The organism is Rhizobium sp. X9 (assembly GCF_018873185.1).
GTDB classification, from domain to species: domain Bacteria; phylum Pseudomonadota; class Alphaproteobacteria; order Rhizobiales; family Rhizobiaceae; genus Agrobacterium; species Agrobacterium oryzihabitans.
The window spans coordinates 350,998-372,699 of the sequence record NZ_CP071312.1; the positions used below are offsets into that span (position 1 = coordinate 350,998).

20 protein-coding genes are annotated in these 21,702 nt (G+C 59.3%); 10 read left to right on the forward strand and 10 right to left on the reverse strand.

The features are described from left to right. Nucleotides 1-18 precede the first annotated feature (18 nt). The 6 genes from JZY08_RS16645 to JZY08_RS16670 form a co-directional block, all read right to left on the reverse strand. On the reverse strand, nucleotides 19-1,206 hold the full coding sequence (locus JZY08_RS16645) for a Gfo/Idh/MocA family protein (RefSeq protein ID WP_216332639.1): 1,188 nt from the start codon (nucleotides 1,204-1,206) through the stop codon (nucleotides 19-21). Between the two features lie 21 nt (nucleotides 1,207-1,227). Beyond that, entirely contained in the window at nucleotides 1,228-2,280 is a 1,053-nt protein-coding gene (locus JZY08_RS16650) for a sugar phosphate isomerase/epimerase (protein ID WP_216332641.1), read from the reverse strand. 145 nt (nucleotides 2,281-2,425) lie between these two features. Next, on the reverse strand, nucleotides 2,426-3,499 hold the full coding sequence (locus JZY08_RS16655) for an ABC transporter ATP-binding protein (protein WP_216332643.1): 1,074 nt from the start codon (nucleotides 3,497-3,499) through the stop codon (nucleotides 2,426-2,428). Between the two features lie 17 nt (nucleotides 3,500-3,516). Beyond that, complete coding sequence (locus JZY08_RS16660; RefSeq protein WP_082185803.1) at nucleotides 3,517-4,365, reverse strand: carbohydrate ABC transporter permease; 849 nt, start codon at nucleotides 4,363-4,365, stop codon at nucleotides 3,517-3,519. After that, the gene (locus JZY08_RS16665; RefSeq protein WP_003500898.1) at nucleotides 4,358-5,296 is read right to left on the reverse strand and encodes a carbohydrate ABC transporter permease; all 939 of its coding nucleotides are present in this window, start codon (nucleotides 5,294-5,296) and stop codon (nucleotides 4,358-4,360) included. Before JZY08_RS16665 ends, JZY08_RS16660 begins: the two co-directional genes overlap by 8 nt. Nucleotides 5,297-5,365: 69 nt before the next feature. Beyond that, the gene (locus tag JZY08_RS16670) at nucleotides 5,366-6,667 is read right to left on the reverse strand and encodes an ABC transporter substrate-binding protein (RefSeq protein WP_216332645.1); all 1,302 of its coding nucleotides are present in this window, start codon (nucleotides 6,665-6,667) and stop codon (nucleotides 5,366-5,368) included. A 198-nt stretch (nucleotides 6,668-6,865) separates the two neighbouring features. On the opposite strand from JZY08_RS16670, the gene JZY08_RS16675 reads away from it, so the two are divergent. From JZY08_RS16675 to JZY08_RS16685, 3 genes are read left to right on the forward strand one after another with little or no spacing between them, the layout of a single operon-like run. Beyond that, the gene (locus JZY08_RS16675) at nucleotides 6,866-8,065 is read left to right on the forward strand and encodes an ROK family transcriptional regulator (protein ID WP_216332646.1); all 1,200 of its coding nucleotides are present in this window, start codon (nucleotides 6,866-6,868) and stop codon (nucleotides 8,063-8,065) included. A 52-nt stretch (nucleotides 8,066-8,117) separates the two neighbouring features. Then, nucleotides 8,118-9,218: a Gfo/Idh/MocA family protein gene (locus JZY08_RS16680; RefSeq protein WP_216332648.1), complete on the forward strand. Its 1,101-nt coding sequence runs from the start codon at nucleotides 8,118-8,120 to the stop codon at nucleotides 9,216-9,218. Nucleotides 9,219-9,235: 17 nt separating this feature from the next. After that, the gene (locus JZY08_RS16685) at nucleotides 9,236-9,877 is read left to right on the forward strand and encodes a ThuA domain-containing protein (RefSeq protein WP_003523774.1); all 642 of its coding nucleotides are present in this window, start codon (nucleotides 9,236-9,238) and stop codon (nucleotides 9,875-9,877) included. Nucleotides 9,878-10,047: 170 nt separating this feature from the next. Here the strand turns inward: JZY08_RS16685 and JZY08_RS16690 are convergent, their stop codons facing one another. Then, entirely contained in the window at nucleotides 10,048-11,406 is a 1,359-nt protein-coding gene (locus tag JZY08_RS16690; RefSeq protein ID WP_216332650.1) for an amidase, read from the reverse strand. A gap of 344 nt (nucleotides 11,407-11,750) precedes the next feature. On the opposite strand from JZY08_RS16690, the gene JZY08_RS16695 reads away from it, so the two are divergent. The 3 genes from JZY08_RS16695 (at nucleotide 11,751) to JZY08_RS16705 (ending at nucleotide 15,968) form a co-directional block, all read left to right on the forward strand. Next, nucleotides 11,751-14,069 (forward strand): EAL domain-containing protein, encoded by a 2,319-nt coding sequence (locus JZY08_RS16695; protein WP_216332652.1) that lies wholly within the window; start codon nucleotides 11,751-11,753, stop codon nucleotides 14,067-14,069. A gap of 29 nt (nucleotides 14,070-14,098) precedes the next feature. Then, on the forward strand, nucleotides 14,099-14,992 hold the full coding sequence (locus JZY08_RS16700) for an amino acid ABC transporter substrate-binding protein (protein WP_216332654.1): 894 nt from the start codon (nucleotides 14,099-14,101) through the stop codon (nucleotides 14,990-14,992). 73 nt (nucleotides 14,993-15,065) lie between these two features. After that, a complete protein-coding gene (locus JZY08_RS16705; protein ID WP_216332656.1) occupies nucleotides 15,066-15,968 on the forward strand; it encodes an amino acid ABC transporter substrate-binding protein in 903 nt (300 codons plus the stop codon). A 43-nt stretch (nucleotides 15,969-16,011) separates the two neighbouring features. Here JZY08_RS16705 and minE read toward each other — a convergent pair whose 3' ends face one another. Genes minE through minC form a run of 3 tightly spaced genes read right to left on the reverse strand, consistent with a single transcriptional unit; the run spans nucleotide 16,012 to nucleotide 17,853 of the window. Continuing rightward, a complete protein-coding gene (gene minE / locus JZY08_RS16710; protein WP_003500829.1) occupies nucleotides 16,012-16,272 on the reverse strand; it encodes a cell division topological specificity factor MinE in 261 nt (86 codons plus the stop codon). Next, nucleotides 16,269-17,084 (reverse strand): septum site-determining protein MinD, encoded by an 816-nt coding sequence (gene minD, locus JZY08_RS16715; protein WP_003500827.1) that lies wholly within the window; start codon nucleotides 17,082-17,084, stop codon nucleotides 16,269-16,271. The genes minE and minD overlap by 4 nt, the downstream gene beginning before the upstream one ends. Before the next feature lie 37 nt (nucleotides 17,085-17,121). Continuing rightward, the gene (gene minC / locus JZY08_RS16720; protein ID WP_216332657.1) at nucleotides 17,122-17,853 is read right to left on the reverse strand and encodes a septum site-determining protein MinC; all 732 of its coding nucleotides are present in this window, start codon (nucleotides 17,851-17,853) and stop codon (nucleotides 17,122-17,124) included. Between the two features lie 412 nt (nucleotides 17,854-18,265). Here minC and JZY08_RS16725 point away from each other — a divergent pair, with 412 nt between their 5' ends. The 4 genes from JZY08_RS16725 to JZY08_RS16740 all read left to right on the forward strand — a co-directional run bounded on the left by JZY08_RS16725 (nucleotide 18,266) and on the right by JZY08_RS16740 (nucleotide 21,698). Continuing rightward, nucleotides 18,266-18,946, forward strand: coding sequence for an HAD family hydrolase (locus JZY08_RS16725; protein ID WP_082185794.1), 681 nt, complete (start codon nucleotides 18,266-18,268; stop codon nucleotides 18,944-18,946). 350 nt (nucleotides 18,947-19,296) lie between these two features. Beyond that, nucleotides 19,297-20,013 (forward strand): FadR/GntR family transcriptional regulator, encoded by a 717-nt coding sequence (locus JZY08_RS16730; protein ID WP_216332658.1) that lies wholly within the window; start codon nucleotides 19,297-19,299, stop codon nucleotides 20,011-20,013. Between the two features lie 61 nt (nucleotides 20,014-20,074). Next, the gene (locus JZY08_RS16735) at nucleotides 20,075-21,049 is read left to right on the forward strand and encodes a sialic acid TRAP transporter substrate-binding protein SiaP (RefSeq protein WP_003500816.1); all 975 of its coding nucleotides are present in this window, start codon (nucleotides 20,075-20,077) and stop codon (nucleotides 21,047-21,049) included. Nucleotides 21,050-21,122: 73 nt separating this feature from the next. Continuing rightward, complete coding sequence (locus JZY08_RS16740; protein ID WP_035243572.1) at nucleotides 21,123-21,698, forward strand: TRAP transporter small permease; 576 nt, start codon at nucleotides 21,123-21,125, stop codon at nucleotides 21,696-21,698. Nucleotides 21,699-21,702: the final 4 nt, after the last annotated feature.

The following is a 21,702-nucleotide window of genomic DNA, read 5'->3' on the forward strand; positions in this document are numbered from 1 at the left end:
ATCATACCCGAACCCATTTCACAATTTCACCCAGCCACCGTTCTTCTTGCCGGATTCGATACAGGCCGTAACAAAGGCAACACCTTTGACGCCGTCATCGATGGTTGGATAGGTAACGGCCTTGTCCAGCGCAGAGCCTGTGCGGCGGGCCTCAATGGCATGGGCCGCTTCCGTATATATGGTCGCGAAGGCTTCGAGATAACCTTCCGGATGGCCGGAAGGAATGCGGGTGACGCGTGCCGCCGCGGCCCCAGCGCCTGCGCCGCCACGGGTGATGAGTTGCTTCGGCTCGCCGAGCTTCGTGAACCACAGATAGTTCGGATCGGCCTGCGTCCATTCGATGCCAGCCTTGTCGCCGTAAATGCGGATTTTCAGCCCGTTCTCGTGGCCAACGGCCACCTGGCTGCACCACAAAAGCCCCTTGGCCGCCTGCTTGCCATCCTTCGGCTTGAAACGCAGCATCACATGGGCATTGTCATCCAGCCGTCGGCCCTCGACAAAAGTGTGCACATCCGCCGCCAGCTCATCGGCTTCCAGACCGGAAATGAAGCAGCCAAGATTATAGGCATGGGTGCCGATATCGCCGGTGGAACCGCCGACACCGGATTGCGCCGGATCGGTGCGCCAGACGGCCTGTTTCGCGCCGGTCTGTTCCACCGCTTCCGTCAGCCAGTCCTGCGGATATTCCATCTGCACCAGACGGATCGTGCCGAGTTGACCGGCCTCCACCAGTTCCCGCGCATGCCGCACCATCGGATAGCCGGTATAATTATGCGTGAGGATGAACAGCGCATCGGCCTTGTCAGCCACCTGCTTCAGCTTTTTGGCATCTTCCAGATTGGAGGTCAGCGGCTTGTCGCAGATGACATGGATGCCGCGTTCCAGAAACGCCTTTGCGGCGGGATAGTGCACATGATTGGGCGTGACGATCGCCACCGCCTCGATACCGTCTTCGCGAAGGGCCTCTTTTTCGGCCATTTCCTCGAAGGACCCGTAGCAACGCTCAGGATCGAGCCCGAGTTCGCGGCCGGAGGCAATGGATTTTTCCGGCGTCGAGGACAGGGCACCCGCCACGAGATCGAAGCGATTGTCGAGCCTTGCGGCCATGCGGTGAACGCCGCCGATAAATGCGCCCGAACCACCGCCCACCATGCCAAGGCGAATCCGCTTGTTCGCCTTGTCGGTTGTCTTTCCTTCAATAGCCATAATATCTCCCCTGAAATGCTTTTAAAGCCCGAGCATACGGCGGTTGGCCGCATCGTCGGTGCCACCGGATGCGAAATCGTCAAAGGCTTTTTCCGTAACGCGGATGATATGCGCCTTGACGAATTCCGCGCCTTCACGGGCACCGTCTTCAGGATGTTTCAGCGCGCATTCCCACTCGACCACGGCCCAGCCATCGAAATCATTGGCCGCCATTTTCGAGAAGACGGCACCGAAATCAACCTGCCCGTCACCCAGCGAGCGGAAGCGGCCAGCCCGCTCCACCCAGCCCTGATAACCGCCATAAACGCCTTGCCGCCCGGTCGGATTGAACTCCGCATCCTTGACGTGAAACATCTTGATACGGTCTTTGTAGATGTCGATATTGTCGAGATAATCGAGGCATTGCAGAATGTAATGCGAGGGATCGTAGAGCATGTTGGCGCGCTTGTGGTTCTTCACCCGCTCCAGGAACATCTCGAAGGTCACGCCATCATGCAGGTCTTCGCCCGGATGGATTTCGTAGCAGACATCCACACCCTGCTCATCGGCATAATCGAGGATCGGCGTCCAGCGCTTCGCCAGCTCATCGAAGGCGGTTTCCACCAGACCGGCCGGGCGTTGCGGCCAGGGGTAGATAAAGGGCCAGGCGAGCGCGCCCGAAAAGGTCGCATGCGCCTTGATGCCGAGATTCTTCGACGCTTTCAGCGCCAGCTTCACCTGCTCCACCGCCCATTGCTGGCGGGCTTTCGGATTGCCGCGCACTTCAGGTGCTGCAAAACCGTCGAAAGCCTCGTCATAGGCCGGGTGAACGGCAACAAGCTGGCCCTGCAAATGGGTGGAAAGCTCGGTCACCTCGACACCGTTCTGGCGCGCCACCCCGGCAAATTCGTCGCAATAATCCTTCGATTCCGCCGCTTTTCTGAGATCGATCAGCTGCCCGGCCCAGGTCGGCACCTGCACGCCGGCATAGCCCTTTTCCGCCGCCCATTTGGTAATGCCATCCCAGCTGTTGAAAGGTGCGGCATCACCGGCAAACTGACCGAGAAAAAGACCCGGCCCCTTGATCGTTCTCATGAAATCTCCTCCCTGTATCGATACAGTTTAGCGGTAAACCGCTTTTGCTCCCAATCGCCAAGCTAACCGCTGGTTATTTTCAAACAAGCCCCCAAATGCCAAGGGGCGAGAGAATTTCGCTCTTCGCTAAAAAACCAGAAAGCGGCTAAAGCACCAGCCCGCTCGCCCTGTCGAACACGTGTACGCGCTCATGATGGACAGTGGCGGCAAAGGGGGTGTTAACCTTGACCAGCTGCTCACCATCCACCACCGCCGTCACCTGATCGCCCGCCAGTTCGAAGACCACATGCGTCTGAGCACCGGTCGGCTCCACCAGCACCGTCCTGCCGGACAGCGAGATGTCGCCGCCGACGGTCGAGCCAATATGTTCCGGTCTCAGACCGATCGTCACCGGCTGGCCGCGCTTGACCTTGCGTGTGGCGGCGATGCGGATCGCGGTTCCGTCCTTCAGACGCGCGGCGGGCTGATCGCCCTCGCCATCGATCACGCCTTCGATGAGGTTCATGGCCGGTGAGCCGATGAAGGCGGCAACGAAGAGATTGGCAGGCGTCTTGTAAAGTTCGAGTGGCGTGCCCTGCTGCTCGATACGGCCGTGATTGAGCACCACCACCCGGTCCGCCAGCGTCATCGCCTCGATCTGGTCATGCGTGACATAGATGGAAGTCGTGCCAACTTTCTGGTGCAAAGTCTTGATTTCGCTGCGCATCTGCACACGCAGCTTGGCATCGAGATTGGACAACGGCTCATCGAACAGGAAGACGGCCGGGTTGCGCACCACGGCACGGCCCATGGCGACGCGCTGGCGCTGGCCGCCGGAAAGCTGCGAGGGCTTGCGATCGAGAAGCTTGCCGAGATCGAGCATGCGGGCAGCTTCCGCCACGCGCTCCTCGATGACGTTTTTCGGCTGGCCGGCAAGCTTAAGGTTGAAGCCCATGTTTTCAGCCACCGTCATATGCGGATAAAGCGCATAGGACTGGAACACCATGGCGATGTTGCGCTCGCGCGGGGTCATGCCGTTAACGACGGTGCCGCCGATGAGGATATCCCCATCGGTGATTTCCTCCAGACCGGCGATCATGCGCAGAAGCGTGGACTTGCCGCAGCCGGAAGGGCCGACCAGCGCGATGAATTCGCCATCCGTAATATCAAGCGAGATGCCGTGAATGACATCGAGCGCGGCATAGGATTTGCGGATATCCCTAAGTTCGACGGAAGCCATGTTTTGCTCCTTTCAAGTCACGATTTGACGGCACCGGCCGTCAGGCCCGCGATGATGTGTTTCTGTGCGAGGAAGAAGACGATGACGGTCGGCAGGATCGTCAGCGTGATGAAGGCGAGCACCAGCTGCCACTCCGTACCGAATTCGCCGCGATAGACCATGATGCCGAGCGGCCAGGGATATTTCGATTCCGAATTCAGCATGATCAGCGGCAGGATGTAGCTGTTCCAGCTGCCGACGAAGGAGACGATGCCGACGGTCGCCACGATGGGCCGCGAGAGCGGCATCGAAATGTGCCAGAAGAAGCGCAGATAGCCGCAACCATCCACGAAAGCGGCCTGAAACAGCTCCTCCGGCAGATTGCGGAAATAATTGCGGAACAAAAGAATGCTCATGCCCAGCCCGAAGGCCACCTGCGGCAGCACCACACCCCAGTAGGTATCCAGCAGGCCGAGATCGCGGATGCGGATGAACAGCGGCAGGATCGCGGTTGCCGCCGGGAACATCAGCCCCAGCAGGAAATAATTCAGCAGGAAGGACGAGCCGAAGAACTTCACATGCGCGAAGGTGAAGGCGGCCATGGCCGAGACGGTCAGCGTTAGGAACACCGTCAACAGCGCGATGACCAGCGAGTTGAAAATCTGCAGCCAATAGCGCTTGCCGAAGAGAATATCGCCGTAATTGGCCCATTGCCATTCCGCCGGAACGCCGAACGGGTTGACGCGCAGGTCTCCCAGCGTCTTGAAGCCGCCGAGCGCCGTGGTCAGAAGCGGGATGAGCACGATGGCTGCAATCAGGCTCAGCGATATGTAAAGATAAAGCTTGGTTTGCAGCGGCATGCGGACGGAGGTGGATGTGTCAGTCATGGCGCATGAAAATCCTTTTGTAACCGAAGGCGAGCGTCACGCAGATGATGAAAAGAACGACGCCGACCGCGCTGCCAAGCCCCACCTGCATTCGCATGACGCCGTAGGTGTAGAGGAACGTGACCATGGTCTGCGTGGAGTTGGACGGACCGCCGCCGGTGAGCGGCATGATCATGTCGAACAGTTGCAGCGAGCCGATCACCGCGAAGAAGACGGACAGTCGCACCGTGGAACCGAGCATCGGCAGCGTGACATACCGGAATTTCTGCCAGCCGGAAGCGCCATCGATTTCGGCAGCCTCCAGAACATTCTTGTCGACGGACTGAAGGCCGGCGATGAACAGCATCATGTGGAAACCGAAATATTTCCAGACGATGACGCCGAGCACGGCGTAGATCGCCACATCCTTGTCGGCCAGCACGTAAGGATTGGCGAAGCCGAAGAAATTGGAGATGGCGGCGAAGAGGCCGTAATCGCCATCATAAACGAAGCGCCAGATCAGACCGGCCGCGACATCCGCCAGCACATAGGGCAGGAAGAAAACCAGCCGGAAGGCGACGACGCCGGGCAAGCGGTGCGCCAGCATCATGGCAAGCCAGATCGCCAGCGGGATCTGGATCAACACGGAAATCAGGATGATGAGGCCGTTATTCAGCAGAGCCTGCGAGAAGGCGGCATTGCCGAACAGCACCTGAAAATTCTTCAAACCCACGAAATCGGTCGGCGTGCCGTAGCCGTTCCAGCGGTAGAGGCTGTACCACGCCGCCTCGCCCATGGGCAGGATGACGAAAAGGGTAAAGAGCAGAAGTGCGGGCGGCAGGAAGACCAGCAGGGTCAGCGCCCGGTCATGCGCGACCGAGCTTTGTTTGCGCTTTGTCTTCGTCGCGCCGCGCGCCGTTATGGACGCAGAAGTCATGGAAATATCCGTCATCTCTATCCGCTTTCATTCAGGCAGATATTGCGGCGCCGCATCCCGCGCGGCGCCGTCATGGAACACAAATCAGCGAAGCTCGAAAGCATCCTGAATCTGCTTGGCACCCTCTTCCGCGCTCATCTGGCCGGAAACGATCTCGACGGAGACGTCATTGACGACGCGGCCGACGGCAGCACCCAGCGTCTGGTCGAAGAAGTTCTGGTGCCAGGTGGAACCGGCAAGCTGCTTGGCCGAATCCGCCAGCAGCGGGTTTTTCACCGCACCGTCCGCACCCGTCGCAACCGGCAGGATCATGCCGGCAGCCGCCATCTTTTCTTCGCTTTCCTTGCTGGTCAGGAATGCCGCAAAATCGATGGCTTCCTTGGACGCGTTTTTCGTGACTGCCCAGCCATTCAGGCCGCCCAGCGTATCGGTGGCCTTACCGGCACCGCCTTCGACGGCGGGGAATGCGAAGCGGCCGATATTGTCGGCGGCCAGCCCCTTGCCGTCACCGGCATTTTTACGCTGATTGGCCTCGGTATTGTCGAAGCCAAGGATCATCGCCGCCTTGCCGTCACCGAAGACACCAAGTGCCTGTGGCCAGGTGGAGCCGAGATAACCGGGCTGGAAGGGTTCCAGCTTGCCGAATTCGGCCAGCTGTTCACCCGCCTTAATGATGGCCGGATCCATGAAACCTTCGCCCTCGCCCTTGCGGGCGGCATCGAACACGGCCTGCCCGCCATTGCGCATGACGAGATAGCTCCAGTAGAAATGGATCGGCCATTTTTCACCGCCGCCACCGGCGATCGGAACGATGCCCGCTTCCTTGATTTTCTTGACGGTGGCGCCGAGATCGTCCCAGCTCTTGATGTCTTCCGCCTTCACGCCGGCCTTGGCAAACAGCTCCTTGTTGTAAAAGAAGCTGACGAGGCTGACCTTGTAAGGCACGGCCCAGACCTTGCCGTCAAACGACAATCCGTCGATTGCGGAAGCATTATAGGCCTGCCGAAGCTTGCCGCCATCAGCGTCGAAAACTTCGGTCAGATCCTTCAGCGCGCCGGTTTTGGACTGTTCCTCAAGAACGCCGCCGCCCCAGCTATAGAAGAAATCCGGAACATCGTTGGATTGCAGCAGGGTTGGCAATTTCGCCTTGAAAGCTTCGTTTTCCAGAAATTGCAGCTGCACATCCACATCGGGGTGCTTGGTCTCGAAATCCTTGGCAATCTCCTCCCAGACGGCCACGGCTTTCGGGTCCAGTTCCACATGCATCCATTTAACGACCGTCGCGGCCGAGGCGCTGGCCGCGCCGAGCATGAGAGCAATGCTTGTCGTTGTGGCAAAGCCTGTCAGCCTGCCGCTCAGGCTTGCGCCTGCGTGCCAAATCGTCATGATGGTGATCCTCCCTCGGGGATTTCCTCATTTATTCCCCAATGCGGATTAATTCACATTAGGCCTCGCCCAATGTCAAGGCGCTATGCCGATTTTTTGCCCAAACAGCTTGACACACCCCTCCCCTACACCGTTATTTAATCCGCAACCCGATATAAATCGGCTTCACGAACAGGCATCGATCGCAGCAGGACCCCCATGAAGACCGCAGACCCAGAACTGATGCGCGCGATCAACAGGCTGAGCGTGCTGGATAGCATCCGCCGTCACGGACCGATCTCGCGTGTGGAAATCAGCGAAAGAACACAACTCTCCACCACCACCGTTTCGGCGATCACCGCCTCGCTGCTCGATGACGGGCTGATTCTCACCCGTCATATCGGCGATATCCGCACTGAAGGCGCGCGCGGCAGGCCGCGCGTGATGCTGGAGCTGAACCCGGATGCCGCCCGCGTCGTAGGCGCCAAGATCGCGGCAAACCGAATGGTCTTCGTCGTTACAGATTTCTGCGGTAACGTGCTGTCCACCCTCGCCCTGCCGATCCGCGTCGACCGCCAGCCGATCGGCGTCATTGCCGATCTGGTGGAGGACGGGGTGCGCCGCTGCGTCGTCGATGCCGGGCTGTCGCTGGAAGATGTGGACATGGTCTGCCTTGGCCTTCCCGGCGTCATCGAACATCGCACCGGCAAGATCCGCAGCAGCCCCATCCTGCGGGAGGTGAACGTCAATTTTGCGCAGGAAATGACGGCGCGGCTGAATTCGCCGACCATCATCGAAAGCGACGCCCACGCCATCACGCTCGCCCACCACTGGTTCGGCCATGCGCGCGATCTGGAAGACATGGTGCTGATTTCGCTCGAACAGACGCTGGGGCTTGGCGTACTGCACCAGAACCAGCTGTTTCGCGGTGCCGGCGGCCTCAGCCACAATCTCGGCGACCTCGTGATCGGCCTTGCCAGCGAGGGTACGGTGCGGCTGGCGAGCCAGGCGGGCGAAAATGCCATTCTCGGCTCTCGCCCCGTGGATGGACGTTTTGCCGAAGCGATCCGGCTCGGCCGTGGCATGCAGCATGCCCATGCACTGATTGCGGCGGAAGACCACGAACTGATTGCGGCAGCCGTGCGTGCAGGCGCAGCGCTGGGCCTGACGCTTGCCAATATCGTCACGCTGTTTGCGCCGCCACGGGTCATCATCACCGGCTCCAGCCTCGAACTCGGCGACCCCTTCATCGCCAGCATTCGCGACAGTTACAACGCCGCCGTGCCGCCTTCGCTGGCCGGCGTCGCCGAGCTGGTTTTCGACATTGCGAGCGACGAGCTGTGGGCGCAGGGGGCTGCGGCGGTCGCGCTTTATGAGCTTTACGAATCGCCATGGAACACGACGGGGCCTGCTCTCTAACCCATAGTGGAGAGGCAGGCTTCAGCATTTCAGATTTACGGGAGGAAATCACATGAACAGGGTCGGCATCGGCATCATCGGCTGCGGCAACATCTCCAGCGCCTATCTCAAGGCCATGGCGTCGTTTCCCATTCTCGACATTCGCGGTCTCGCGGATATGAACGAGGAGGCCGCAAAGGCCCGCGCCGATGAATTCGGCCTCCAGGCAAAAAGCATCGACGCGCTTCTCTCCGATCCTTCGGTCGAGATCATCGTCAACCTGACCATTCCCAAGGCGCATGTGGAGGTTGGCCTGCGCGCGCTGGACGCGGGAAAACACGCCTATTCCGAAAAACCGCTCGGCATCAATTTCACTGAGGGCAAACGGCTTGCGGATGCGGCCAGAGCCAAGGGCCTGCGCATCGGCTCGGCTCCGGATACCTTCCTTGGCGGCGGCCACCAGACTGCGCGCCGGCTGATCGACGAGGGCGTGCTCGGGCAGCCGGTTGGCGGCACGGCCACCTTCATGTGCCCCGGCCATGAGCGCTGGCATCCCAACCCGGCCTTCTATTACGAGGTTGGCGGCGGGCCGATGCTGGATATGGGGCCTTATTACATCACCGATCTCGTCAACCTTTTCGGCCCGGTTGCCAAGGTGGCAGGTTTCGCCATCGCACCACGCAACGAGCGTCTCATCACCAGCGAGCCGAAGAACGGCGAAAAAATCCCCGTCCATGTCGCCACCCATGTTTCCGGCGTGCTGGCATTCAGGAACGGCGCGGTGGTGCAGGTGGGCATGAGCTTCGATGTGGCGGGCCACAAGCACGTGCCGCTGGAAATCTACGGCACCGAAGGCACGCTGATCGTGCCCGATCCCAACCATTTCGGCGGCGAGGTGCAATTGCTGAAAAAGGGCGGCCAGTTCGAGCCGCAGGCACTGTCGTCGCCCTATGCTGACGGTAATTACCGCTCGATCGGCGTGGCCGACATGGCATATGCGATTCGCGAAAATCGCCCGCACCGCGCCAATGGCGATCTTGCCCTGCATGTGCTGGAGGTGATGGAAGCCTTCCAGACGGCATCGGACAGCGGCACGACCGTTTCCATCACCACCGAGGCGGAGCGCCCTGCTCCTCTCGAAACTTCGCTGGTCGACGGCCAGCTCGGCAAATAATCCGCAGGAGGAAATAAATGCGTGAAGCACTCATCGTCTGGGGCGGCTGGAGCGGCCACGAGCCGCAGGAATGCGCCACAATCGTCAAGGACATGCTGGAGGAAGACGGTTTCAAGGTCTATGTGGAGCACTCAACCGAAGCCTTCGCCGATCCTTCGGTGCATGATCTGAGCCTCGTCGTGCCCATCGTCACCATGTCGAAGATCGAGAAGGAAGAGATCAAGAACCTCACGGCAGCCGTGGAAAACGGCGTCGGCATTGCCGGTTTCCATGGTGGTGCTGGCGACAGTTTCCGCGAATGCGTCGAATACCAGTTCATGATCGGTGGCCAATGGGTCGCCCATCCCGGCAATATCATCGACTATCACGTCAACATCACCCGCCCCGATGACCCGCTGATGGAGGGAATTTCCGATTTTCCCTACACGTCGGAGCAATATTACATGCATGTCGACCCTTCGAACGAGGTGCTGGCGACGACAAAGTTCACCGGCGACCATGCCTGGTGGATCGACGGCGTGGTGATGCCGGTGGTCTGGAAACGCAAATACGGCAAGGGCCGGGTTTTCTATTCGGCGCTCGGCCATCAGGCCAAGGAGTTTTCCGTGCCGCAGATGAAAACCATGTTCCGCCGCGGCGCCAACTGGGCGGCGCGGTGAGGCTATAGGTCGAGACGGCCAAATACTCTCTCCGTCATGCCTGACTTGATCCGGCATCCAGCAGCCGCGCGTCTGCGCGGCGTCAGGAGTCTTTCGCGATCAAGGACTTGATCGCGCTGGACCCCGGATCAAGTCCGGGGTGACGAGGAATGGCTGTGTGCACCGTCCTCTCAACCCCGCACGATCTCTTCCGCAGCCATCGCGACACCCAGAACATGGTCGTCCGAGCCGTGCAGGCCGGAAAGCAGCAAGCCGACCGGCATACCTGCCTCGCCTGTTCCGCACGGAATGGAAACACCGCAGAGATCGAAAAAATTGCCGATCTGGGTGTTGCGCAGGGTCTTCGCATTCATGGCGAAAAAGGCATCGTCATTATCAATCAGCGGCGCGACCTTTGCCGCAACATGCGGCAATGTCGGCGACACCAGTAGTTCGTCTTTGCCGATCATCTCGGAAAACGCCGCCGTCATGCTTTCACGCGCTTCCAGAATGCCGATGTAATCCGGCATGGAGATATTCGCGCCCAACCTCGTTCGAGCGACGACGCGTGGGTCCATGCGCGCGGCATCCGCACTTTCCAGCCGGGCTTTGTGCAGGGCGAAGGCTTCCGCCGTTACCAACGCGCCCTTTTCCTTGATAAGATCGAACAGTTCCGAAAAAAGCGGGAACGCCTGTCGCCGCACGGAGGTGCCGGCGCGGGCAAGCCGTTCCACCGCCTGCTCGAAAGCGACCGCCACACCCTCCTCGATGCCATCGAAGAACACCGTTTCGGGCACCACGAGCGACAGGCCGGACAAAGGCGCACGCGCGATATCGGCGGTCGCCCTGCCACGCATGGCTGCATCCACCCAGATGGCGTCCTGCACGGTGCGGGTCAGCGGCCCGAGCGAATCCAGGCTTTTTGCCAGCGGATAAACGCCCCGCATCGAATAACGGCCGCGACTTGCCTTGTAACCCACCACGCCATTGAACGCGGCCGGAATGCGCACCGATCCCCCGGTATCGGTCCCGATTGCCACCGGCACCAGACCGGCGGCCACGGCGACGCCCGCACCGGAGGACGAGCCGCCGGGCAAACGGTGGCCGTCCTTTGAGACAGGATTGCGCGGTGTGCCGTAATGCGGATTGATGCCAAGGCCGGAAAACGCGAACTCACTCATATTGGTACGGCCGATAGAGATCATTCCGGCCTCTTTCAGCGCCGTCACCACATCGGCGTCACGGGAAGCAGGCGCATCGTTTGACAGCACCGTCGATCCGGCCGTGGTCGCCATGCCTTCAAGATCGAAAAGATCCTTCCAGGCCACCGGAATACCGTCTAGCACACCAAAGGAGCGACCCTCGCGAATGCGTTTGGAGGTACTTTCGGCTTCCGCCATCGCCCGCGCTGCCGTCAGGCCGACAAAAATCGCCTGGTCGTCGTCTTTCCCAATCGCATCGAGCGTCTCTTCCGCCAGAGCACGCGGATCGAGATGCCCGCTCTGGATGAGAACGGAAAGCTGAGCGATGTTTTTGCCCCTGTGAGCCATGATGATATTCCCTGAAATCGGATAGTGCCCACAACATGCCGTTTATCGGCTGCTTGGCAAGACAGGTCGGTGTCCATTCAGGCCGAGAAGTTGACTTGAGAAACGCGCAAAGGTTGTCATACTGATTTAGCGGTGTTGTTTCAGAGTCTGACCGTAAGCCACCGATTCCTTCAACCTCAGGTGCAGGAACGTCGCGCCTTATATAAGCGGCGACTATAAAAAGACGGATTAATTCTTAATCGCATCTAAACTTTGTTGAATTATTTAGCAGACACCATTGAAATGCATGTCCTATAAAATTCCATAAAACAATTATAACGCGACATCGCGGGGGAATATCGCGAATGGAAGAGACTGCCTATCGGGGGATAGATAGACAGACTGAAACCGGTGACACGCTTCGCTCAACGACGCAGGCGGCACCGGGCCGTTTTTCGCGGCGGCGTTCGCTCGCCAGCAAGATAACCCTGATATTTCTCGGCGGCGTGATCTTTTCCTACAGTATCGGGGCGCTTGTCGGCTGGTACATGTTCGTTGCCGCCGCCAGCGAGCAATGGCTCAACCAGGCCCGCGTCAATTCGCAGATCGCCAGCGCCACGCTGCGCAGCATCTATACCTATGTCAGCGTCACGGCCGACACGGACGGACAGGTCAACGGCATATTGACCGACAAGCCGATCGGCGACGACGAATCCATTCTCGTCACCGGCTTCAATCCCAGCGACGTTCTCGCCCTCATCGGCGCGCAAACCAAAAATGCCGTCTGGCTTTTCCGTTACGACGAAGCCGATGCCGGCTTCAGGCAGATCGCCGCAGCCTTTGACAACGCCACTGACGACGACGAAAAACCGCTCGCCACCGATCCCATCTTCTCAAAGGACGCCGTGGCCGCCCGTTTCGCCACCGGCTTTGCGACCATCGGCGAGTCGAACCACTACATCGGCCTGCTGCCGATCATCAGCACCGAAACGAAAAAACCGATCGGCGCGGTCGCCGTCAGCATCGGCGGTTCGGACGAGCTCTACGGCGCGCAGAGGAAGCTGATTTACAATTCGCTGATCGCGCTGATCGTGGTTCTGACCGTGACCGGCGTTCTCGTAACGGTTATCGCACGGCACTTTCTGAAACCGGTTCCGGCGCTGGTGCAGGCGACGCTGAGGATCGCCCGCGAGGAAACGGATGTCGTCACGCCGTTTCAGGAGCGGCGGGACGAGATCGGCGACATGGCGACGGCCATCGAAACGCTGCGAGAGGCGGTTCTGGAACGCGGACGCCTGCGGCAGATACGCGACATGGCGCAGCAGCTCGAACATATGGCCCATCATGACGCCCTGACCGGACTTCCCAACCGCGTGCTGCTGATGAAGACGCTGGAAAATCGCCTCGAACATCTTTCCGCTTCCGGCCAGCCGTTCAACGTCATGCTGCTCGATCTCGACCGCTTCAAGGCTGTGAACGATACGCTGGGACATGCGGCGGGCGACGCGTTGCTGGTGGCCGTTGCCTCGCGGATTTCCTCCGTGCTTGGCGAAAACGACATGGTGAGCAGGCTCGGCGGTGATGAATTTGCGATCATACAGTCGGTGACCGACGATTGTCGGGCGGATGCGGGCGCTTTGGCGAAACGGGTCGTGCATGCGGTCTCGCGCAGCTTCAACCTCGAAGGCAGCGACATCAGCGTCGATACCAGCATCGGCATCGCCTGCGCGCCCGATCACGGCACCTCCGGCACCCAGCTTCTGCAACATGCGGATCTCGGCCTCTACCGGGCGAAATCCATGGGATGCGGCCTCTTCGTCTTTTACGAACCCGGCATGGACATGGCGGCGCAGCATAAGCATGCGCTTGAAATCGACATGAAATCCGCCCTCGAAAATCGAGAATTCGAGCTGCATTACCAGCCCGTCGTCAATCTGCAGAGCGGCCGCATCGTCGCCTATGAGGCGCTTGCCCGCTGGCGGCACAGCAAGCTTGGCATCATCACGCCGGACCGGTTCATCACGCTTGCCGAAGAAAACAATTTCATCAAACCTCTGGGTGAATGGGTGCTGGCACAGGCCTGCACGGACGCCATGAGCTGGCCGAAGGACATCCGGCTCGCGGTCAACTTATCCGCCGTACAGCTCGGCAATGACGATATCGTCCCGATTGTCGACAGGGCGCTTGAAACATCCGGTTTTCCCGCGGAGCGGCTGGAACTGGAAGTGACCGAAACGGCGATGCTGGAGCGTGACAGCAGCGCCCGGGCGCTGAAGCTCCTGAAGGAAAGGGGCGTGCGCCTCGTGCTCGACGATTTCGGCACGGGTTATGCGGGGCTCAGTACATTGACCCATGTTTCCTTCGACAAGATCAAGATCGACCGTGAATTCGTGTCCGGCCTGCCAGGCAATCCCATGTGCTCGGCCATCGTCAACACCATCATCGATATGGCCGAACAGATCGGCCTGCGGGTCACCGCCGAGGGTGTGGAAGACAGGGACCAGGTCGAGGCGCTCAAGCTTTCCGGATGCGACGAGGCCCAGGGCTATTATTTCGCCGAGCCGGCCCCGCTTGCCCACGTCCTCAAGAACCGGGCTGTCATCACGCCCGTCGGAAAAGACGAATTTGGCGACGCCGGACGCTCGTTACAGGAAACCTATTGCCCACCACAAAAAGCGATTTGAGAAACCGGCCGCCGGCCAAAGGAAATAAAATGCGCCTTGCAGTATTTTGCCTTTTCCTCACATGCTTTGCCCCCATCGCCCCGTTGCAGGCCGCCGATGAAGGCGACACGCTTCAGCAGATTGCCAAGACCGCAAAGATCCGCATCGGTTACCGTGAAGCCGAGCCACCCTTCTCCTACCAGCTGCCCAGTGGAGAAATTACCGGTTTTTCGACCGATCTCTGTCGGGCAATCAGCGAGGACATCCGCAAAAGGTTGAAGCTCGACCGGATCGACCTCGAATATGTCAAAGCCACGCCGGCGACCCGCTTCATCCTTGTTCGCAGCGGCCAGATCGATATCGAATGTGCCGCGACGACCAACAACAGCGAACGCCGGAAAATGGTGGATTTCTCCTATCCGAACTTCATGACCGCGACGCAGTTTCTCTCCCGCAAACAGGACAATCTGAAGAACCTTGCCGATCTCGCCGGACGGTCCGTCACATCCGCCTCCGGCACCGTTAATATCGAACAGCTGAACGCCGTAAACCGGCAAAAGAACCTCAATATCTCGGTCATGCCGACAAAAACCAACGAGGAGGCGTTCGAACTCGTCGTTGCCGGCAAGGCCTCCGCCTTTGTCATGGATGGCATATTGCTGGCGGCGCTGGCGGCGACGTCCGAAAACCCCGATCTCTACGCGCTTTCCGAGGAAACGCTGAGCGCGCCTGAGCCCTATGGTCTGGTTTTCCGGCGCGACGACCCGGCTTTCAAGGCGGCGGTTAACGAAAGTCTGCGCCAGATATTCACCGGTCCCGCCATTCACGGCCTTTATGAGAAATGGTTCACCAAGCCCATTCCGCCGAACGGCATGAACCTGAACCTGCCAATGACGGCCTCCTTGAAAGAGGCCTATGAAAATCCAGGCGAATACCGGGACTGACGGTGCAAGCCAGCGCACTGCCTCTATTTTTACGAAGACATGTTTTGGCACTTATTTTAGCTGGAGATGCGCGATGCAGAGATCGACATTGTGGCTTGCTCTTGGGGTTTTAAGTCTTTTGCCCGCCGCTGCGGCCGGAGACGATACCCAGCCGCCGACACTGGAAACCATTGCCAAGACCGGCACCATCCGGTTGGGTTATGCCGACCGCAACGTCCCCTTTTCCTATCTGGCCACAGGCCCCGAGCCGATCGGCTACAGCATCGAACTTTGCCTGAGGGTGGCCGGCTCCATCAAGAAAAAACTGGGTCTGCCGGAGCTGAAGATCGACTTCGTAAAACGTACCCCCAGCAATCGCATCATGCTTCTCAATGACGGCACGATCGACATGGAATGCGTGGCGAGCACGAACACGGAGGAACGCCGCAAGGCCGTGTGGTTCTCCTACAGCCATTTCATCACCGGCACGCGCTATGTCGCGCTGAAATCGAGTGGTCTCACCACCGTCGGCGATCTTGCAGGACGAACCGTGGTGGTGACGACCGGGACAATCAATATCGGCCAGCTGAATGTGCTCAATCGCAAACTGGGCATGAATATCGCCGTGCTGCAGAATGACAGTACGGAAGGCGGGTTCGAAATGGTGACGGAAAATCGCGCCTCGGCCTTCGTCATGGACGATATTCTCCTGCGATCCTTCGTCGCCGAAACGGGCAGACCGGAGGACTATTCCATCTCGAGCGAATATCTTGCCCCGCCACAGCCCTATGGCCTGATGCTCCGGCACGGCGATACCGGCTTCCGGGATGCCGTCAATGAAGCACTTGGGGAAATCTACGCGAGCGGTGAAATCGAAAAAATCTACGACAAATGGTTCAACGCGCCGATACCGCCAAACGGGATGAACCTCAAACGCCCGCTGCCCGGCGATCTGGCGGAGATATTCCGAAAGCCGATCGATACGACGGCTGAATAAATGAAAACGCCGCCCGATATGGGCGGCGTTTTCGAAGGAAACATCAAGCAGCGCGCAGGTCGGCGCTCAACGGGATCTCGACATCGATCTCCAATATGGAGACATGCTCGTCGCGATCCATCTTCACATGCACCCGGTCATTGTCGATCTGCACGTGTTTGGCGATGACCGCGAGAATTTCTTCCCGCAGGATGGCGACGAGATCGGAGCCCGAGGATGCCCTTTCGTGGGCAAGCAGCACCTGCAGGCGCTCGCGCGCAAGCGGGGCCGACTTCTGTTTGCGGAAGAGACTGAAAATGCTCATGCAGCCCTCCTTGCGAAGATTTTCGAGAAGATACCCCGCTTCTCACCCGGAATGACCACCGGAATCTCCTCGCCGGACAGCCGGCGGGCGGCATCGAAGTAAGCCATGGCCGGTGCGCAACGGGCATCCGCCAGCGTGACCGGCGCGCCGACGTTGGAAGCGCGCAGCACATCAGTGCTTTCGGGAATGATGCCGAGCAGCGGAATGGAGAGAATTTCCAGAACGTCATCGACCTTCAGCATGTCGCCACGTTCGGCGCGGGCCGAATCGTAGCGCGTCAGAAGCAGGTGCTTTTCCATGCGCTCGCCGCGTTCGGCCTTCAGCGTCTTGGAATCCAGCAGGCCGATGATGCGGTCGCTGTCGCGCACCGAGGAGACTTCCGGATTGGTGACGACGACCGCCACATCCGCATGGCGCATGGCAAGCGTCGCACCACGTTCGATGCCGGCAGGGCTGTCGCAGATAACCCAGTCGAAATGTTTCTTCAACTCGGCAATGACCCATTCGACACCTTCGGGCGTCAGATTGTCCTTGTCGCGCGTCTGCGAGGCAGGCAGCAGGAACAGGGTCTCGAGGCGCTTGTCGCGGATCAGCGCCTGGGTCAGCTTGGCATCGCCCTGGATGACGTTGACGAGATCGTAAACCACCCGGCGTTCAGCACCCATGACGAGATCGAGGTTGCGCAGGCCGACATCGAAATCGACAACAACGACCTTCTGCTTGTTCTGCGCCAGTGCGGCGCCAAGCGCTGCGGTCGAGGTGGTCTTGCCAACCCCGCCCTTGCCGGAAGTAACAACGACTACCTTCCCCATACGGCTCTCCTGTTCCTGTGTTGTTTTCTCTATCTCGTCAGCCAAGTTTTTCGGCCTTGATCGTATCGTTTTCCAGCCACAGCTGAACGGGCTGGCCGCGCAGCTTGTCGTCAATATCCTCGGCGACCTTATAGACGCCATCGATCGCCAAAAGCTCCGCCTCCAGCTTGCGGCAGAAGATGCGCGCCGAGACATTGCCAAGCGAACCGGCCATCGCCCGCCCGCGCAGCGCACCGTAAATATGCACAGAACCGCCCGCGATGATTTCTGCCCCCGAGGCGACCGAACCGATGACGGTCACGTCTCCCTCGGGAAACATGATCGACTGGCCGGAGCGCACCGGCTCGTTGATGACCAGCGACTGCGCGACGGCACGAACCTCGCCCGCGGCACGCGGCTTCTCTTCCGGCAATTCGGCGGACGCGACAGCAACCGGCTCAACCTCGACATCGGAAGCGGGCTTTCCGCCCTTCAGCGACGGCGGCATGCCCGGTTCTATCATCGAGGGGCGAACACCCTCGATCCCCATGATGCCGACATTGCGTTCCGTCAGCGCCGCGAGCAGTGCCTTCAGTCCCGCCTTGTCGAGCGACAGTTCGGACGCATCCAGGACAACCGGACGCGACAGGAAGAACCCGGCCGAACGCGCAGCGAGATCATCGAGCCTTTCCAGCCATTGATCGAGCGGAGCTTCGGGGGACAGGACGACTGCGAGGAAGGAGCGGCCTTTGATACGGATCGAACGCTGGTCTGTTAGCACTTTGGTCATCTTGGTAAACAAATCGTTGACAATTAGGTACCTCGAATATGGTTAACAAATGGTTAACGACGCCCTTAAAGCGACGGTTCCGTTAAGAAAATTCCGCGATGGAAATTCTCATGCAAGACATTCAAAAACTACGGTGACATTTTGATTTTGCGTATTTTTACCACTTGCAAAAACTCATGATAGCACCCCAGCCTTGCTGCAACCTGACGCCCGTATGACCAAATGAGGGCCTCCCTCCCCCTGCCTTGCCCTGAGCGAGTCGCAGAGGAACTCACTCGTACGATTCTGAGACAATATCCGCCCCCGTTTGCGAAATGATCGCCATTTGCTTTCGCGGCGGAAAAGCGATTCCGTTATGCCTGTCGATGCTGTAGACACGAGGCGAACCCCACTCGTCCAACGGAAGAATGAGATGCACAGCAAAGTCCCGCCGGCCAGCCAGATCTTTTCGCGCGAATATGCCGCCTTCCTGTTCGACATGGATGGAACGCTGCTCAATTCGATTGCAGTGGTGGAAAGAGTGTGGCGCGAATGGGCCGTGGAAAACGGTATCGAGCCGGATGCTTTCCTGCAGCGCATCCACGGCATGCGCGCATCGGAAGTGGTGCGCCGCGAGGCTATTCCCGGCCTCGATATCCAGGAACAGGCGGATATGCTGCTGCAAAAGGAAATGGAGGATGTCGAGGGCATTCTCCAGATACCGCAGGCGGCGGCGTTTCTTGAGAAATTGCCGGCCGGAAAATGGGCCATCGTCACCTCCGCCGCCCGCGCGCTTGCCGAACTGCGCCTGGCGGCTGCGGGCCTCACACCGCCCCCGGTGATGATCTGCGCCGAGGATGTTGTGAATGGCAAGCCGGACCCCGAGGGCTACAAAAAGGCCGCCGAGAAGCTTGGCGTCGCGCCGGAAGACTGTGTCGTCTTCGAGGACGCCCCCGCCGGCATTCAGGCCGGGGAAAGCATGGGCGCAACGGTAGTCGTCATCAACGCCACCCATTCGCATCCAATCGAAACGACGCATCTTTCCATTGGCGGTTACGGTGAGCTGGACATCACAATCGGCAGCGATGGCAACTTAAAACTCGCACATAACTAAAGGCTGAAACGCCAATCAGGCGGCACGCGAAACAATGATTTCGTATGCGAGCCTATCCCCCCTTCGTCATTCCGGCCTTGAGCCGGCATCCAGCCGACGTGCGTCTGCGCGGCGAGAAGGGTCCTTTCAGCCCAAGGACTTGGGCTGGCTGGATGCCGGATCAAGTCCGGCATGACGGAAAGGGTAAAAGTGCCGGAATGCTGCAATGCCAAGCCGGCCCTCAGGCTCTACGCCGCGCACTTTTCCGCCAAGGCTGATTGACAGCACCGCATAAATGCTCCCTAATGAAATTGGTAAGACCATCTTACCGCTTGCGCGATTGGAGGAGACTGTCGCGCTGGGAGGACATCATGTTTGTGGCTCTGGAGCCGCGCCGCCTTTACCGGCTGGTCGCGGAGCAAATTCGCTTGCTCATTGAAACGGGGGAGTTGACCGATGGTCAGCGCCTGCCGGCGGAACGCGACCTTGCGGAGCGTTTCGGCGTATCCCGCCCCACGGTGCGGGAAGCACTGATCGTGTTGGAAGTGGAAGGCCATATCCATATCCGCATGGGCTCGGGTGTTTATGTGAACGCATCCCGCAAGCCGGACAAGGAAAAACCGCCGGTGCCGGACGCCCATGGGCCGTTCGAAATCCTGCAGGCGCGCTGCATCATCGAAAGCGCGATTGCCGAGGAGGCAGCAAGGCTCGCCACGTCCGAATGTATCGCGAAACTGGACGATATTATCGAACGCATGGCCGGCGCCCTCGACAATTCGCCGCAGGCCCTCAACCTCGACCGCGCCTTCCACACCGCAATTGCCGATATCATCGGCAATTCGGCGCTGAACCGCTTCACCGGGCTCATTTATGACGAGCGCAGCCTTTCGCCCTATTTCGAAAAGCTCGCCAGCTATTTCGAGGGACCGCACACGTGGATCCTCGCCGTTCAGGAACACCGGGTTATCCGCGACGCGATCGCGGCGAATGAACCGGAAGGCGCGCGCGAGGCCATGCGGCAGCATCTGACGCTGTCGCAAAAGAGATTTTCCGAAAGTTTCGGGGAGGAAACGATCGGGGAAGAGTGACCGCGCCGCAACCGGCGACGGGAAAAACAGAAATCTGACTTTAATTCGGGAGGAGTTAAGAATGAAAATCAGATTGTCGACTTTGATGGGTGCAACCGCTGCCATTCTGCTTTCAGCCTTGGCGGCACAGGCGCAAACGGCGCTGAAATGGGCGCATGTCTATGAGACGTCCGAACCGTTCCATACGGATTCGGTATGGGCCGCAGAAGAAATCGCCAAGCGCACGGACGGCCGTTACAAGATCGATGTCTTTCCGGCCTCACAGCTCGGCAAGGAAGCCGATATCAACCAGGGTTTGAAGCTCGGAACGGTGGATATCATCATCTCCGGCTCGAGCTTCGCCGCGCGCGACCACAAGCCGATCGGCGTCACCTATTTCCCCTATATCTTCCGCGATCCGAGCCATCTGATCGCCTATACCAAGAGCGATGTCTTCAAGAAGCTTGCGAAAGGCTATGAAGACAAGACCGGCAACCACATCGTCGCCGTCAGCTATTACGGCACGCGCCACACCACCTCCAACCGGCCGATTGAAAAATGCGGTGACATGGCCGGCCTGAAGATGCGCGTTCCCGACGTTCCCGCCTATCTGGCCATGCCGCGCGCCTGTGGCGCCAACACGACACCGATCGCCTTTGCTGAAGTCTATCTGGCGCTTCAGAACGGCACCGTCGAGGCTCAGGAAAACCCGCTGACGACGATTGAGGCGAAGAAATTCTACGAAGTTCAGAAGAACATCGTTCTGACGGGCCACATCGTCGACCACCTCAACACCCTCGTCTCCAAAACCCGCTGGGCAAGCCTTTCGGATGAGGACAAGAAAATCTTCACCGAAGTGATGCAGGAGGCCGCCGCCCGCACTACGAAGACGATCGAAGCCCGTGAAAAGGCACTGGTCGACGAATTCAAATCCAAGGGTATCACCGTAGCCGAAGTCGATAAGGCAGACTTCGAGAAAAATGTCATCGACAAGGTAAAGCTTGAAGATTTCGGTTACGAAAAGGCCGACTGGGAAGCGATCCGCGCCATCAAGTGATGTCTGAGCGTGTCCCGGCGCCCGAAGGTGCCGGGACACCATCACCCGAGACCCCTGGACTGGAGTTCCGTCAATGACTGACCAGCAGCACGCGCCCATCAGCGTGGAAGAAATGGCGCACGCCTTCGAGGAGGAAAACGGCCCGGTCGACCTTTCACCCTATGCGGTGGAAGACTGGATAACCCTTGCCGTGTTCTGGGGCATGGGTTTTTGCGTCTTCCTGCAATTCTTCACCCGTTACGTGTTGAACAACAGTTTCGCATGGACCGAAGAGATCGCCGCCAATTGCCTCGTCGTCGTCGTTTTTCTCGGCTCGGTCATGTGCGTGCGCATGTTCCGGCACATTCACGTCGACCTGATCTATCGCTTCGTGCCGAAATCCGTCGGACGACTTCTGGAGCTGATCGTCGATCTCATCACCATCGGTTTCTTTGCCTACATCACCTGGCTGATGTGGCGCTATCTGGAAATCGTCGGCGATGAGCGCATGGTCACCGTCGACCTGCCGCGCGGCATTGTCTTTTACACCGTTTTCGCCGCTTTCGCGCTGATGTTCCTGCGTGCCCTGCACAATTTCATCAAGGACATCACCGGCAAGCAAACCGTGCGTGAAAAGGCTCAGGAAGCCGTAAGCACACAGGGAATCTAAAACC